Genomic DNA, 15,024 nt, shown 5'->3' with positions numbered 1-15,024 from the left:
GGCCGCCGGGGGGCGCCGGTTCCCGCCTACTCCGCGCCGCGCTCGTGCTCGGCGAGGAACTCCTCGAAGCGTCGGCCAAGTTCGTCCGCCGAGGGCAAGTCCACCGGCTCGGCCAACAGGCTCTCCCGGCCCTCGGCACCCGCCACCGCGTCGTACTGGCCCTCCATGCCGCGGATCGCCGAGCGCAGCTCGCCGTCCCCGTGCGTCAGCTGCTCCTCGATGTCCGCGTAGACCTCGCCGACCCGCTCGCGCAGCCGGGTGCCGGGCAGCACCAGCCCGGTGGCGGACTGCACCGACTCCAGGATCAGCACCGCCGCGGCCGGGTAGGCCGAGCGGGCCACGTAGTGCGGGACGTGCACGGCGAAGCCCAGCACGTCGTGCCCGGCCTCGGCCAGCCGGTACTCCAGCAACGCCTGGGCGCTGCCCGGCACCTGAGCCTGCTCGAACCACTGCGGGAAGCCCGGCGCGAGGTCGAGCCGGTTGCCGTGCGGCGTCAGGCCGACCGGGCGGGTGTGCGGCACGCCCATCGGGATGCCGTGGAAGTCGATCGAGAGCCGGACCTCGAAGCGCTCCACCAACTCGCGGACGGCGCGCGCGAAGCGCTCCCACTCGACGTCCGGCTCGGGGCCGGTGAGCAGCAGGAACGGCGCGCCGGCGGCGTCGTGCACGAGCTGGAGCAGGATCTCCGGCGGGTCGTAGGACGTCCAGCGGTCGCGGTCGAAGATCATCGACGGGCGGCGCGCCCGGTAGTCGACCAGCCGATCGTGGTCGAAACGGGCCACCACCTGCGGCGATCCCGTCTCCAGCAGGTGGGCCACCACCTGGCCGCCGGCGTCCCCGGCATCCATGAAGCCCTCGAAGTGCTGGAGCAGCACCAGGCCGGCACCGGTGTCGCGCAACTGCGCGTTGGCCGTGGCCACCGCGGCCACGCCCTGCTGATCCAGCTCGTACAGCGCCTGGAAGTCACGCACCGCGCACCCAACCCCGTTCTCTGCTCGTCTCGGCCGACCGTCTTGTCGTCCTGTGCAGCGTGCCGGGCGCCGCCGGAATTCCCGCCGCACCCGACGGCTCCTCCGGCGGCTGCCCCGACGGTTCCTCCGGCGACTCGTCCGCGACTCGCCGCGACTCGTCCGGTGGCCGTCTCCGCCCCCTCCGGACCATGATCGCACCCGACGGAAGAAGCCCTGGTCACAGGCCCGCGAGGACCCGCTCCCGGGCCCGGCCGGTCGGCCCGCGCGGCCATTCGCGTGCCGCGAAGTGACGCACCGCCTTCTGGCGGGTATCGTCCTCTCGCTGCCTCGCATCGTCGCGTCGTCGTCACGTCGTCCGTAACGCCGTCGACCACGTCCCGGTCCGGTGCTCGGCCAGCCCCCACGACGCACCTTGCCTTCACCTGGCCGCCTGCTTCCCTTCGCGCTCTCGTCTCCTCCTCGGCCATTTCGCGGACGCACACTGTCCCCTCGCTCTTCCCGCCGGACCGGTCCGAGGACCCGTGTCCGTTCCGGCACCCCGCGCCGCCCGTTCCGGGCCGCCGCCCCCGCCCCGCCCGACCGGACCTCCGGCGTGCGCGGCCACCCGGCGGACGGACCCGGGCCGGGGCGAAACCAGTCCACCGCACCCCGTGCCGTACCCCGGCGCGGGGGGCATCCTCCGACCGATGAAGGACCGAAGGTTCCGTGCCCGTACCTGTCATCCTCACCGGCCGCACCGTGCGGCTGGAGCCCCTCGCCGCGCACCACGCCGAGGCCATCGCCGAGGCCGGCGCCGAGGACCGTACGACCTACGCCTTCACCCCCGTCCCGCACGGCCTGGAAGCGGCCCGCGACTACATCGCGCGTGCACTCGCCGACCAGGCCGCGGGACGGTCGCTGCCGTTCGCGACGGTGAACGTCGCCGACGGCCGGGTCGTGGGCTCCACCCGCTTCCTGGAACTCGACTACTGGCAGGGCCCGATGGTGTGGCCGCCGGCTCCCGGCGTCCCCTTCGGCGACCCGGCCACGGCCGTCCCGGACGCCGCCGAGATCGGCAACACCTGGCTCTCGCCGCGCGCCCAGGGCACCGGCATCAACACCGAGGCCAAGCTGCTGATGCTGCGCCACGCCTTCGAGACCTGGGGCGTGCAGCGGATCTCGCTGCGCGCGGACGCCCGCAACCAGCGCTCGCGCGCCGCGATCGAGCGGCTCGGCGCGACCTCCGAGGGCGTGCGCCGGGCCCACTCGCGCGGGCTGGACGGAGTGGTGCGCTCCACCGCGTTCTACTCGATCCTCGACGCCGAGTGGCCCGCCGTCCGGGACATCATCGAGCTGCGGATCGCCGCCGCCACCTCGCCGAGCGCCCCGGATCCGGAGATCAACCAGGAGTGCCTTAGACACGGCGGCAGCGGCGCCGGGCAGCTGATGATCACGGCGTGAGCGGGGACTACGGCCGCCCGTAGTCCCCGGCCACCAGGCGGAGGAGGGCCGCGGAGACCTCGGGCTCGCCCGTGTAGCGCCCGGGGTGCGCCTCGACAAGCGCGGACACGGGCCGCCAGCCGCCGCCCTTCACCGGGGCCACCCGTACGCGCCAGATCTCGTGGCCGGTCCAGCTGCGGTGCAGGTGCAGGACGCCCTCGGCGGTGTAGAACTCCCACCGCCCGTCCAGGTCCCCGGGAATCCGCCCGGACCTGACTCGCTGCCACTGCTCGTCGGTCCAGAGCAGGTCCGGCACCGAGCACGGGCGGGGCAGCAGCAGCGGCTTCAGCCGGGAGTCGCCTTCCGGGGCGGGCCGGACACCGCCCGGCTCGGGGAAGGTCCAAGCCGGCAGCGGTTCGCGGGCGGTGAGCCAGTCGGCCGGGATGTCCCGGGTGCCGGTGTGGGCGGCGACCACTCCCCCGGTGATCGCGGCGACGGTGTCCGTGTCGCCGCCGGGCGCGATCGCCTCCCACACCGCGGTCCGGAAGTCGGCGAGGTTCCGGGCGGCGCACCACAGGGCGTACGGGACGGTGTCGACGGCGGAGGTCCGGCTGCCGTTGCCGAGCACCTGGGCGGCGACCAGTGGATCCGGCTCGGCGAGCAGGGCGATCGCCTCGGTCAGGCCGTCGTGGACGGCCCCGCGCGGGGTGAGCGCGGCCACCGCCGCCAGGAAGGCCTGCGGCGTCACGGCCTCGGTCCGCGCCCGGACCGCGTACGCGGCCGCCACCGCGACGGCGATCGCGCCGTCCACCGCCTGCGAGTGGGTGTGGGTGATCACGGCGGTGTCGGCGGCGGGCCGGACCACGGCGGCCGGGTCCTCGGCGTACGCGGCGCCGAGCGGGGCGACCCGCATCGCGGCGCCGTTGCCGTACGAGCCCTGGCCGTCGAAGAGTTCGGCGGCCAGCCCCCTGGCGTCGCCGCCCTCGCGGACCAGCCGCAGCATCCGGTTGGCGGCCGGACCGTAGCCGCGGTCGAAGTCGTGGCGGCGGGCGAAGGCGTGGGTGAGGTCGAAGGTGTCGATCGCGCCGCGCTCGGTGTGGGCGGCGTACACCGAGCAGGCCATCTCGGTGTCGTCGGTCCACGGCCAGGGGCCGGGCGGGGCGGTGCGGTCGGCGAGGTGGGCGCGGGCGGTGCCGGGGACGAAGAACTGGGCGCCGAGGGCGTCGCCGACGGAGAGGCCGTTCAGCGCGTCGAGCGCGGGGCCGGTGGGTGGGGTTGTCATATGGGCACCAGCTCAGCGGCTCGGCGCGCGCTTCGTCAACCTGTTTGCCAGGGCGCCACCGACGGGGGATGTTTCGCATACCTCCGATCCGGGCGGGCAGCACCCTGGCATGAGCCGCACGAACCCCCTCGACCCGGTCGCCCTGCTGGGGGCCGACCAGCAGCACATCGCCACCCGGGCACAGCTGCGCCGGCTCGGGGTGCCCTCCGGCACCATCGCCCACCGGCTGCGGCCGGGCGGGCCCTGGCAGCAGGTGCTGCCCCGGGTGATCTGCCTGCAGAGCGGGAGGTTGACGCATCATCAGAAGCTGCGGGCCGCCCTGGCGTACGCGAGCCCGAAGGGGCGCGAACCTCAGGCCGGGGAGGTGCTGCTGACCGGCTTCGCGGTGCTGACCGCCGCCGGACTGCCGACCGCCGGGCACCCGGCCGACCTCGGCGCGGTGGACGTCCTGATCCCAACTCAACGCCGGGTCTGTGAAAGGGATTTCGTCCGGATCCACCGGTCGCCGGGGGCGATGCCGGGCGGGTTCGAGCGGGACGACGGGCTGTGGAGCACCACCGTCGCACGGGCGTTGGCCGACCTCGCGCCGCGGGAGACCGGGCAGCACCGGTTCCGGGCGCTGTGCGCGGAGGCCGTCCAGCGGCGGCACTGCGAACTCGGCGAACTGCTGGACCAGTTGCTGGCCAGGCCCGGCGCGCTCGGGCTTCCGCACGTGGCCCGGGTGGTGGAGGACCTGACCGCCGGGGTGCGTTCGGTGGTCGAGGGCGAGGCCCGCGAACTGCTGGCGCACGCGGGCCTGCCCGAACCGCTGTGGAACCCGGTGCTCTTCCTGGACGGCCGCTTCCTCGCCGTCCCGGACGCCTACTGGCCGCACGCCTGCGTGGCCCTGGAGATCGACTCCCGCGCCTGGCACCTGCGCCCGGCCGACCACGAACGCGGCCTGGTCCGCGCCAACCGCCTCACCACCGCCGGCCTCCCGGTGGTCCGCACCACCCCGGTCCAGCTCCGCCGCGACCCCTCACCGGTCCTGCACGAACTGACCGCCCTGATCACCACCGGCCCGCACGGACCGCACCCCCGGATCACCTGGCGCCGAGCGAGGTGAGGCGCGGTGAGGCGAGGCGAGGCGAAGCGACGTGAGAGCGGGTGGCGGGAGGCCTCAGCAGCGGGGGTCGATCTCCTGGAAGGTGGCGTAGTGGTCCGGGGACCAGTACTGCTCGCCGGAGTTGCCGGTGACGACTCGGCGGGTGCCGCGGTCGTTGGAGCCGGGGGTGACGACGGTGAACTCGTGGTAGTAGCCGTCGGCCTTCCTGGGGAGGCGGCTCTCGCGGTTCTCGAAGACGATGCCGTCGCGGTTGTAGGGGTAGGGGCCGCCCTTGGCGATCAGGCCGAGGGTGTCCTGGGCCTGGCTGGGGAGCTTGGTGCGGCAGACGTCGGCCAGGGCCGGGTCGGCGGGCACCCAGGTGCCGGCCGCGGCGGGGGCGGTGCCGGCGGGCGGGGACGGCTTGGGGGCCGAGGGCTTGGGCGCGGCGGCGGTGGTGGCGCTCGCGGCGGCCTTGGGGTGGCTGCTGCCGCCCTTGCCGGCGAGCAGGTAGCCGACTCCGGCGAGGACCGCCAGGATCAGGACGGCCACGACGACGAGTGGGCTCTTGCTTCTGGTCATGCGGACCAGCTTGGCAGGCACGGCCGTACGGGCGGCCGAGTCACACACGTGGCCGAGGCCACAAGGACGTACGGCCGGGCGGGGACGGACGCCGTTGTCCGTCCCCGCCCGGCCGTGTTACGTACGCCGGTTCTCCTGCGCCGAGCTCCGGTGTACGCCCTCCCGACGGGAGGGGGAGCGGTCAGTCGTGCCCGCGCCTGAGGAGGGGATGCCTACCCCCTCTCAGCGCGAGTCGCTGCCCGCCGACTCGATGGCGGCGCGGCCGGCCTCCAGGCGCGCCACCGGGATCCGGAAGGGGGAGCAGGAGACGTAGTCCAGCCCCACCTCGTGGAAGAAGTGGACCGACTCCGGGTCGCCGCCGTGCTCGCCGCAGACGCCGAGCTTGAGGTCGGGGCGGGTGGCCCGGCCGGCCTCGACGGCGTGCTTGACCAGGGAGCCGACGCCGTCGCGGTCGATGGTCTCGAACGGGGAGACCCCGAAGATGCCCTTCTCCAGGTAGGCGGTGAAGAACGAGGCTTCCACGTCGTCCCGGGAGAAGCCCCAGACCGTCTGGGTCAGGTCGTTGGTGCCGAAGGAGAAGAACTCGGCGGCCTCGGCGATCTGGCCGGCGGTCACCGCGGCGCGCGGCAGCTCGATCATGGTGCCGAGCTTGATGTCCAGCGTCACGCCGGTGGACTGGGCGACCTCGGCGAGCACGCGCTCGCACTCGTCGCGGACCAGCTCCAGCTCCTGGACGGTGCCGACCAGCGGGATCATCACCTCGGGGCGCGGGTCCCCGCCGGCCAGCTTGCGCTCGGCGGCGGCCTCGGCGATGGCCCGGACCTGCATGCCGAACAGACCGGGGATGACCAGGCCGAGGCGCACACCGCGCAGACCGAGCATCGGGTTCTGCTCGTGCAGCTTGTGCACGGCCTGGAGCAGGCGCAGGTCGTTCTCGTTCGGGTCCTTGCGGGCCTCGGCGAGGGCGACGCGCACCGACAGCTCGGTGATGTCGGGCAGGAACTCGTGCAGCGGCGGGTCGAGCAGGCGGACGGTGACCGGCAGGCCGTCCATCGCCTGGAAGAGCTCCAGGAAGTCGCCCTTCTGCAGCGGCAGCAGGGTGGAGAGGGCGAGCTCGCGGTCCTTGTCGTTGTCCGCCAGGATCAGGTGCTCGACCTCCTTGCGGCGCTCCTCGCCGAGGAACATGTGCTCGGTGCGGCACAGGCCGATGCCCTGGGCGCCGTAGCGGCGGGCGCGCGAGCCGTCCTCGGCGTTGTCGGCGTTGGCGCGCACGGCGAGCCGGCGGCGGCCGTCGGCGTGCGACATCAGCCGGTGCACGGCCTGGACCAGTCCGCCCTGGACGTCGGCGCCGGCGTGCAGGGTGCCCTCGAAGTACTCCACCACGGCGGAGGGGAGCACGGGTACCTCGCCGAGGTAGACCTTGCCGGTCGCGCCGTCGATCGAGACGACGTCGCCCTCCTCCAGCACCACGCCGTCGGCGGTGGTCATCCGGCGGCGCTTGGTGTCGACCTCCAGCTCCTCGGCACCGCAGACACAGGTCTTGCCCATGCCGCGGGCGACGACGGCGGCGTGCGAGGTCTTGCCGCCGCGCGAGGTGAGGATGCCCTCGGCGGCGATCATGCCGTCCAGGTCGTCCGGGTTGGTCTCACGGCGGACCAGGATGACCTTCTCGCCGGAGCGCGACCACTTCACCGCGGTGTACGAGTCGAAGACGATCTTGCCGATCGCGGCGCCGGGCGAGGCGGCGAGGCCCCGGGCGATCTGCTTCGACTCGGCGTCGGGGGCGAAGCGCGGGAACATCAGCTGGGAGAGCTGGCCGCCGGTGACCCGCATCAGGGCCTCGTCCAGGTCGATCAGGCCCTGGTCGACCAGCTGGACGGCGATCCGGAAGGCGGCCGCGGCGGTGCGCTTGCCGACGCGGGTCTGCAGCATCCAGAGCTTGCCGCGCTCGATGGTGAACTCGATGTCGCAGAGGTCGCGGTAGTGGTTTTCGAGCTTCTGCATGATCGCCATCAGCTCGTCGTACGACTTCTTGTCGAGCTTCTCCAGCTCGGACAGCTGCAGCGTGTTGCGGATGCCGGCGACGACGTCCTCGCCCTGGGCGTTGGACAGGTAGTCGCCGTAGACGCCCTGGGCACCGGTGGAGGGGTCGCGGGTGAAGGCGACGCCGGTGCCGGAGTCCTCGCCGAGGTTGCCGAAGACCATGGTGCAGACGTTGACCGCGGTGCCGAGGTCGTTCGGGATGCGCTCCTGGCGGCGGTACAGCCGGGCGCGGTCGCCGTTCCAGGAGTGGAAGACGGCGTGGATGGCGAGGTCCATCTGCTCGCGCGGGTCCTGCGGGAAGGCCCGGCCGGTCTCGCGCTCGACGATGCCCTTGAACACCTCGACGAGTTCCTGGAGGTCGGAAGCGTCCAGGTCCAGGTCGTTGACGGTGCCCTTGGCGTGCTTGGCCTCGTCCAGGGCCTCCTCGAACAGCTCGCCGTCGACGCCCAGCACGGTCTTGCCGAACATCTGGACCAGGCGGCGGTAGGAGTCCCAGGCGAAGCGCTCGTTGCCGGACTGGGCGGCGAGGCCGAGCACCGAGGCGTCGGAGAGGCCGATGTTGAGGACGGTGTCCATCATGCCGGGCATGGAGAACTTCGCGCCGGAGCGCACCGAGACCAGGAGGGGGTTGTCGGCCTGGCCGAGCTTCTTGCCCATCTCCTTCTCAAGGGCCACCAGGTGGGCGCTGATCTCCTCGTGCAGGGAGGTGGGCTCGCTGCCGGTCTCCAGGAAGACCTTGCAGGCCTCGGTGGTGATGGTGAAGCCCGGAGGGACGGGGAGGCCCAGGTTGGTCATCTCGGCCAGGTTCGCGCCCTTGCCGCCAAGAAGATCCTTGAGGTCCTTGTTTCCTTCGGTGAAGGAGTAAACAAACTTCTGCTGGGACGGCACGGGTCGGTCTCCTCGTACGCGGTTGCCCTGACGCCGGAGAACATACCCATTTCGAAGGCACTTCTCTGCCCTGAATAGGCCACACGAGGCCGGTACCGAGGGGTAACCCGCTAGATCGAAAGCGCATAAAGGCGTTCACCTCTGTTGGTGAAATCGTCCGCCTGACGCGAGCCAGTGTTCAACTCTTGAAGACAACGAAACCCGAAGATCACACGATCCGGACGCTGGGTAGCGACCTCGGGTCGGTCGCGTTGCCCCGGCTTGATTTCCTGCACCCGGATCGGCCGATCCCCGGCCGGGCGGCTTCGGGAAGCGATTCACGGTCGACCTGTCCATTTCGTCCACTGACCTACCGTCAGTCGCCGCCGCATGTGGCAAGCGTCACCAGCGCATCTCGCGGGTCGAACGTAGACCGCCTCCGCCGATCGTCGCACAGCGTCCAGAAACGTGCCCGTTCCGTGACCTCCGAATGCCGAAAAGGAGCCCTCCTGTCCAGAATGGACAAGAGGGCTGGGACCTAGTGGCAATCGGGCCAGAAGGGCCCACTTTTACAATCCGTACAGATCATCCGCCGGAGGTGTCCGATTCGGCATCCTCGCCCGGCCGGGCGCAGTCGTACGGATCGTCCAACCACCCCTCCGGCAGGACCACCCGGCCGTTGCCGCTGGTGCGCCCGCGCGGGCCGTCCGCACCGGCCGGCCAGCCCTGGGACTGCTCGACCTCGGAGAGGGTTTCGGCCAGTTCCGCGAGCGAGGAGGAGTTGGCCAGCCGCACCCGCAGCTCGGAACCGACCGAGAAGCCCTTGGTGTACCAGGCGACGTGCTTGCGGAAGTCGATCACGCCGCGCGTCTCGTCCCCGATCCACTCGCCGAGCAGCTGCGCGTGGCGCACCATCGCCCGCGCCACGTAGCCGAAGTCGGGGCGGGCGTAGTCGACGTCGCCCTCGAAGATCGCGACCAGGTCCCTGAACAGCCACGGCCGGCCCAGGCAGCCGCGGCCCACCACGACACCGTCGCAGCCGGTCTCGCGCATCATCCGCAGCGCGTCGTCGGCCGACCAGATGTCCCCGTTGCCCAGCACCGGGACGTGCGCCGGGACCGACTCGCGCAGCCGGGCGATCGCCGACCAGTCGGCCGTCCCGCCGTAGTGCTGGGCGGCGGTGCGCCCGTGCAGGGCGATCGCGGCCACGCCCTCCTCGGCGCCGATCCGGCCGGCGTCCAGGTAGGTGAGGTGGTCGTCGTCGATGCCCTTGCGCATCTTCATGGTCACCGGCAGGTCGCCCGCGTTGGCGACGGCCTCGCGCAGGATCTCGCGCAGCAGGTTGCGCTTGTACGGCAGCGCCGAGCCGCCGCCCTTGCGGGTGACCTTGGGGACGGGGCAGCCGAAGTTGAGGTCGATGTGGTCGGCCAGGCCCTCGTCCGCGATCATCCGGGCGGCCTTGCCGACGGTCACCGGGTCCACCCCGTACAGCTGGATCGAGCGCGGCTTCTCGCTCGGGTCGAACGTGATCAGCTGCATGGTCTTGGCGTTGCGCTCGACCAGCGCCCGGGTGGTGATCATCTCCGAGACGTACAGGCCCTTGCCGCCGCTCTGCTCGCGGCAGAGGGTGCGGAAGGGGGCGTTGGTGATGCCGGCCATCGGCGCCAGCACGACGGGCGGCCACACCTTGATCGGGCCGATGTCGAGCGGCGAGAACTCGGTGTCGGGCGCGGTGGGTGCGGGCGTGGCTGTCATGCGCGGCTGACCTCGGGGCGTCGGGTGGGGGACGGGACTCTCCATTGTCCCCCACCCGGGTGAGCGGCCCGAGCTGCCGGCTGCGTCCCTGCCCGAGCTGCCGGCGACCGGCGACCGGCGACTCCTATGACGGGTTGATGCTGACCGATCCCGAGGTGACCGTGGCGTGGATGCGGTTCGGGCTGGCCGAGTCCGTCAGCTGCGGGTCGATCCCGCCACTGCCGGAGCCGGTCTCCCCGGTGAAGGCGTAGCGGCTGCCCCGCGGCAGGGTCATGTTCACCGAACCGGAGGTGGCCCTGGTCTCCACCTGCTGCGGGGGCTTGGTGAAGTTCAGCTCCATCGAGCCCGAGGTGGTCTCCGCCGTCACCCGCCGGGAGCTCAGGTTGGTGCCCTGGATCATCCCGGAGGTGGTGTGCGCCGTCACGTCCCCGGAGGTGTCGACCAGCATCAGCTGACCGGAGGTGAGCCGGACGTCCACGTTCCCGCTCATGCCCTCCACCTGCACCGAGCCGGAGGACACCGCCCCCGACACCTGGGTGGCGGCGGGCACCTCCACCTCGATCTCGGCACCGCAGCCGAGGTCCAGGGCCGGCAGGATCAGCCGGCAGTGCAGGCCGACGGTGAGCTGGTCGCCGACCGGGGTGAGCGACACCTCCGGCTCCCGCCCCATCCAGTCCAGCCGCTGGTGGACCACCACGTGGTCCTCCCGGCCGGCCCGCACCCTGACCGAGGCGCTGCCGGTCTCCAGCCTCAGCCGGTGGATCGGGCCGTCGAACTGCCGGGTACTGCTCTTCTGCTGCTGCGCCACGATCGACCAGGTCTGCCCCGCACCGGCGACCATGACCAGGGCGATCGCGAGCGTCCCGGTGACCCGCCAGGCCTTCGCCGTACCCGCCGTCGCCCGGTCCTCGCCCGCCGTCGCCCGATCCGCGCCCGCCGTTGCCCCGTCCTCGCCCACCATCACCCGGTCCGCGCCCACCGTCACCCGACCTCCAGGAACCGCAGCACCGCCATCACCCGGCGGTGGCTGTCCTCGGCGGGCGGCAGGTCGAGCTTGGTGAAGATCGAGTTGATGTGCTTGGCCACCGCGCTGTCGCTGACCACCAGCGAGCCGGCGATCGCGGCGTTGGAACGGCCCTCCGCCATCAGGGAGAGCACGTCCCGCTCGCGCGGGGTCAGCTTCTCCAGCGGATCCCGGTGGCGGCGCACCAGCAGCTGGGCGACCACCTCCGGGTCCAGCGCGGTGCCGCCCTCGGCGACCCGCTGCAGCGCCTCCACGAAGTCGTCCACATTGGCCACCCGCTGCTTGAGCAGGTAGCCGACCCCGCTGGTGTTGGTCGACAGCAGGTCGGCGGCGTAGCGCTCCTCCACGTACTGGGAGAGCAGCAGGACCGCGACCTCCGGCCACTGCCGGCGGATCAACAGCGCGGCCCGCACGCCCTCGTCGGTGAAGCCCGGGGGCATCCGGACGTCCGCGACCACCACGTCGGGGTGGTGCTCCTCCACGGCGGCCAGCAGTTCCTCGGCGTCCCCGACGGCCGCCGCGACCTCGAAGCCCACCGCCTCCAGGACCTTGACCAGCCCGATCCTCAGCAGGACCGAGTCCTCGGCGATCACAGCGCGCACGGCAACTCCACGGTGATGGTGGTGGGGCCCCCGAGGGGGCTGAGAACGGACAGCGTTCCGTCGACCGAGGCGGTGCGCTTGCGCAGACCGGTGAGCCCGGTGCCGCGCGACGGGTCCGCGCCGCCCACGCCGTCGTCGCTGATGACCAGGCGCAGCCGGCCGCCGGCCGTCCGCACCGAGAGGTCGACCCGGTCGGCCCGGGCGTGCTTGGCCACGTTGGTGAGCGCCTCGGAGACGGTGAAGTAGGCGACCGCCTCGACGGTCGGGGCGATCGGCTCGGTGAGGTCGACGTCCAGGCGCACCGGCAGCGGGGCGCGGGCGGCGATGCCGGACAGCGCCGCGTCCAGGCCGCGGTCCTCCAGGACCGCCGGGTGCAGGCCGCGGACCAGGTCGCGCAGCTCGTCGATGGCCGCCTGGGCCTCCTCGTGCGCGGCCACGATCACCTGCATGGCCTCGGGCGGCAGCACGTCCTTGAGGGTGCGCCGGGCCAGGCCCAGGTTCATCGCCAGGGAGGTGAGGCGCTGCTGGGCGCCGTCGTGCAGGTCGCGCTCGATCCGGCGGCGCTCGGCGTCCACCGCGTCGACCAGCCCGGCCCGGCTCTCGGTGATCTCCTCGACCCGGCGCTCCAGGGCCTCCGCGCGGCCCGGGCCGAGCAGCAGCTGCGCCGCCCACACCTCCAGCCGGGCCACCAGCGCCGCCGCCCAGGGCGCCGCGAGCAGCAGCAGCACGCCGCCGGCCGTGAGCCCGACGTCGAGCCCGTCCAGGTCCGTACGCAGCGTGGTGCCGGGGGGCATCAGCCAGATCCAGCCGTACAGGGTGATCAGCACCGCGGCTGCGCCCCAGACGTACACAACCACCAGCGCACCCGCCGCCAGCAGCGGGCCGACCACCAGGTGGTGGAGGACCTGGCGCCAGGTCAGCCCCAGCAGCCAGGCCCGGCGCCAGGTGAACGGCCGCGGCGGCGGCACCTCCACCCCGTGCAGGGCCAGCAGCCGGCCGCGCTGGAGGGCGGTCAGCGGGCGGGTGCAGAGCAGGACGGCGGCGAGCACCGGGAAGAGCAGCTGAGACTCGGTGACGGCCAGCCAGACCGGCAGGGCCGGCGGTATTCCGGCGGCTATGAAGCGGGTGTCCCGCCAGGCCTCGGGCGACCACGGTGGGCGCCGGAGGCTCCTGACGAGCGCTCGGCGCAACGTGGTGGAGGGCATGCCGGACAGCGTAGGGCCCGGTGATCATCGGCCGCCATGAAGGGGGGTGCCCGGTGGGGGTGTAGCTAGGTACACCCCCGATTCGGTGTGGGACACCACCGACAGGAGACGGTGCAGGACGGAAAGCTTGACGGCATGACGAGCACTGCATCGCACTCCGCCACTCCGCCGCACGGGCGGCGCCTCCCCGGGAACCACGGGGGTGCTCCCGGGGGCGCGCTCCACCCGGCGTCGGGGCCGGCGGGGGAGCTGCCGGCTGTCGTTCCGTCGGAGGGGACGTTCCGGGTGGGGACGCTGCCCGTCGGGATCGGGCCCTGGTCGGTCCGCGTCGCCGAGTCCGGCCGCGGCCGGGCCGCGCTGGAGCTGTACCAGCACGGCGAGTTGGCCGACGTCCTGGTCGACGCCCGGCTCACCCCGCAGCTGCTGCGCGGGGCCCGGCGCAGCGCGGGCGACGGGCGCCGGCACGTGCTCGCCTGGGGGCGGTTGGCGGCCGACGGCGCGGCGCCCTCGGTGGTGTTCACCGGGCGGTGGTCGCTCCGGTCGTCGCGGTCCGGCCTGGCGGCGCAGGTGGTCACGGTGGCCGGGCGGTTCTGGCTCGCCTGGGCCGAGGGGCCGTTCCGTGGGGTGCTCGTCGAGCACCCCGCGGGCGGGCCGGCCGAGCGGCTGCCGCTGGAGCGGGTGCGGGTGCGGGTTCAGGAGCGTCGGGTCGGGGGTGCGGCATGAGCACCGCCGTCCTCTCCACCCGGTCCGCCCCTTCGTCCGCCGCTTCGCTCGCCACCTCGTTCGCCGCGTCCTTTGCCGCCTCGTTCGTCCTGCCCGAGCGGTTCGCCCGAATACCGGCCATGGCGGCGGTCGCGCTGCTGCCCTGGCTGGGCGTCCTCGCCGTCTGCCACGAGACGCCGTGGGTGGTGCTCGACCTGGTGGAGTTCTCCGCCCTGCTCTCGCTGGACGCGCTGCTGCGCCGGCGCAGCCCCGCCGCGCTGTGGGCGGGGGCGGCGGTGGCTCTGCTGCTCACCGGCGACGCGCTGGCCGACATCGCCTTCGCCGGCCCGGGCCACGCGGTGCTCGCGGCGCTGGTCATGGCGTGCTGCATCGAGCTGCCGCTCGCCGTGGTCTGCCTGCTGCTCGGCCGGGCCGCGGCCGTACGGGCCTGAGAGCGTAAGGATCTGAGGGCGTACGGGCTCAGCTGTCGGTCGGAAGCTTGTCCATCAGCGCGCGGGTCTGCTCGTCCAGCGGGGTGTAGGTGACCATCCGGGTGCCGAGCCGGGGGCTGAGCCAGAAGTTGGTGTACTCGCAGCTCAGCAGACCGACACCGGGCACCTGGAAGCGCTTGATGCCGTTGCCCGGCCGCATCACGTCGTGCCGCTGCCAGAGCTCCGCGAAGTCCGGCGAGGCCTTGAGCGCCCGGGCCAGCAGCGCCTTCCAGGCCGGCTCCGAGCTGTGCTCGGCCATCGCCGCACGGAACCGGGCCACCATGCCGAGGCGTTCGGTGCGGTAGTCGATCAGCACCTCGCGGAAGTACGAGGGCGTGAACGCCATCCACATCAGGTTGCGGTCCTCCGGCGCCAGGGCGGCGAGGTCGCCGACGATCCCGGTGTACGGCGCGTTGTACGCCAGCACGTCGTAGCGGGAGTTGACCACCACGGCGGGGTACGGGGCCAGCTGCTCCAGCAGCAGCCGCACGCTCGGGGTCACCGAGGGGCACTCCAGCACCGGCGCCGGGTCGTCCGCGCCGGCCAGGGTGAACAGGTGCGCGCGCTCGCTCGGGTCCAGCAGCAGCGCCCGGGCCACCGAGTCCAGCACCTGGGCGGACACCTGGATGTCCCGCCCCTGCTCCAGCCACGTGTACCAGGTCACCCCGACCGCGGCGAGCTGCGCGACCTCCTCCCGGCGCAGCCCCGGCGTCCGGCGGCGTCCGGTCATCGGCAGGCCGACCTGCTCGGGCGCGATGCGCTCGCGGCGGCTGCGCAGGAAGGCGGCCAGCTCGTGCCGGCGGGCCTCGCCGGGGGTGGCGCGGGGCTGTCCGGCGGAGCCGGTGCGGGCTTGCGCGGCGGGCGCCGGGGCCGTACGGGCTTGCGCGTCGACGGCCCTACGGGCTTGCGCGGCGGGAGTCATCAGGCTCATGCTCCCCAGCATGCGACAGTCGTCAGCCTGTTGCCAGGTACTTCTCATACCTGGATAACCTCACTCTGG

General features: G+C 73.0%; 13 protein-coding genes. 4 read left to right on the top strand and 9 right to left on the bottom strand.

The genetic code is table 11. The annotated features are described in order from the left end of the window. Positions 1-26 precede the first annotated feature (26 nt). Positions 27-971 (bottom strand): PAC2 family protein, encoded by a 945-nt coding sequence (locus tag BX285_RS12420; protein WP_121175142.1) that lies wholly within the window; start codon positions 969-971, stop codon positions 27-29. A 705-nt stretch (positions 972-1,676) separates the two neighbouring features. Between BX285_RS12420 and BX285_RS12415 the strand changes: the two genes are divergently transcribed. Beyond that, positions 1,677-2,411, top strand: a complete 735-nt coding sequence (locus BX285_RS12415) for a GNAT family N-acetyltransferase (protein WP_097238028.1) — start codon at positions 1,677-1,679, stop codon at positions 2,409-2,411. Between the two features lie 7 nt (positions 2,412-2,418). Here the strand turns inward: BX285_RS12415 and BX285_RS12410 are convergent, their stop codons facing one another. Then, entirely contained in the window at positions 2,419-3,672 is a 1,254-nt protein-coding gene (locus tag BX285_RS12410) for an ADP-ribosylglycohydrolase family protein (RefSeq protein WP_121175141.1), read from the bottom strand. Between the two features lie 109 nt (positions 3,673-3,781). Between BX285_RS12410 and BX285_RS12405 the strand changes: the two genes are divergently transcribed. Continuing rightward, positions 3,782-4,777, top strand: coding sequence for a hypothetical protein (locus BX285_RS12405; protein ID WP_097238026.1), 996 nt, complete (start codon positions 3,782-3,784; stop codon positions 4,775-4,777). A gap of 54 nt (positions 4,778-4,831) precedes the next feature. Here the strand turns inward: BX285_RS12405 and BX285_RS12400 are convergent, their stop codons facing one another. The 6 genes from BX285_RS12400 to BX285_RS12375 all read right to left on the bottom strand — a co-directional run bounded on the left by BX285_RS12400 (position 4,832) and on the right by BX285_RS12375 (position 12,831). Next, positions 4,832-5,335, bottom strand: coding sequence for a ribonuclease (locus tag BX285_RS12400; protein WP_097240269.1), 504 nt, complete (start codon positions 5,333-5,335; stop codon positions 4,832-4,834). Between the two features lie 222 nt (positions 5,336-5,557). After that, entirely contained in the window at positions 5,558-8,266 is a 2,709-nt protein-coding gene (gene ppdK / locus BX285_RS12395; protein WP_097238025.1) for a pyruvate, phosphate dikinase, read from the bottom strand. A 564-nt stretch (positions 8,267-8,830) separates the two neighbouring features. Continuing rightward, positions 8,831-10,000, bottom strand: coding sequence for a tRNA dihydrouridine synthase DusB (dusB, locus tag BX285_RS12390; protein WP_097238024.1), 1,170 nt, complete (start codon positions 9,998-10,000; stop codon positions 8,831-8,833). Between the two features lie 124 nt (positions 10,001-10,124). Then, a complete protein-coding gene (locus BX285_RS12385) occupies positions 10,125-10,985 on the bottom strand; it encodes a DUF4097 family beta strand repeat-containing protein (protein WP_147465149.1) in 861 nt (286 codons plus the stop codon). Beyond that, positions 10,982-11,626, bottom strand: a complete 645-nt coding sequence (locus BX285_RS12380) for a response regulator transcription factor (RefSeq protein ID WP_097238022.1) — start codon at positions 11,624-11,626, stop codon at positions 10,982-10,984. The genes BX285_RS12385 and BX285_RS12380 overlap by 4 nt, the downstream gene beginning before the upstream one ends. Then, a complete protein-coding gene (locus tag BX285_RS12375) occupies positions 11,614-12,831 on the bottom strand; it encodes a sensor histidine kinase (protein WP_121175139.1) in 1,218 nt (405 codons plus the stop codon). Before BX285_RS12375 ends, BX285_RS12380 begins: the two co-directional genes overlap by 13 nt. Before the next feature lie 285 nt (positions 12,832-13,116). Between BX285_RS12375 and BX285_RS12370 the strand changes: the two genes are divergently transcribed. Next, entirely contained in the window at positions 13,117-13,554 is a 438-nt protein-coding gene (locus BX285_RS12370) for a hypothetical protein (protein WP_121175138.1), read from the top strand. After that, entirely contained in the window at positions 13,551-13,985 is a 435-nt protein-coding gene (locus tag BX285_RS12365) for a hypothetical protein (RefSeq protein ID WP_121175137.1), read from the top strand. Before BX285_RS12370 ends, BX285_RS12365 begins: the two co-directional genes overlap by 4 nt. A 28-nt stretch (positions 13,986-14,013) precedes the next feature. On the opposite strand, the gene BX285_RS12360 is transcribed toward BX285_RS12365, so the two are convergent. Then, entirely contained in the window at positions 14,014-14,955 is a 942-nt protein-coding gene (locus BX285_RS12360; protein ID WP_183107059.1) for a helix-turn-helix transcriptional regulator, read from the bottom strand. Positions 14,956-15,024 lie beyond the last annotated feature (69 nt).

Source organism: Streptomyces sp. 1114.5, from assembly GCF_003635085.1.
Taxonomy (GTDB): domain Bacteria; phylum Actinomycetota; class Actinomycetes; order Streptomycetales; family Streptomycetaceae; genus Kitasatospora.
This window is presented reverse-complemented; position numbering and strand designations above follow the sequence as displayed.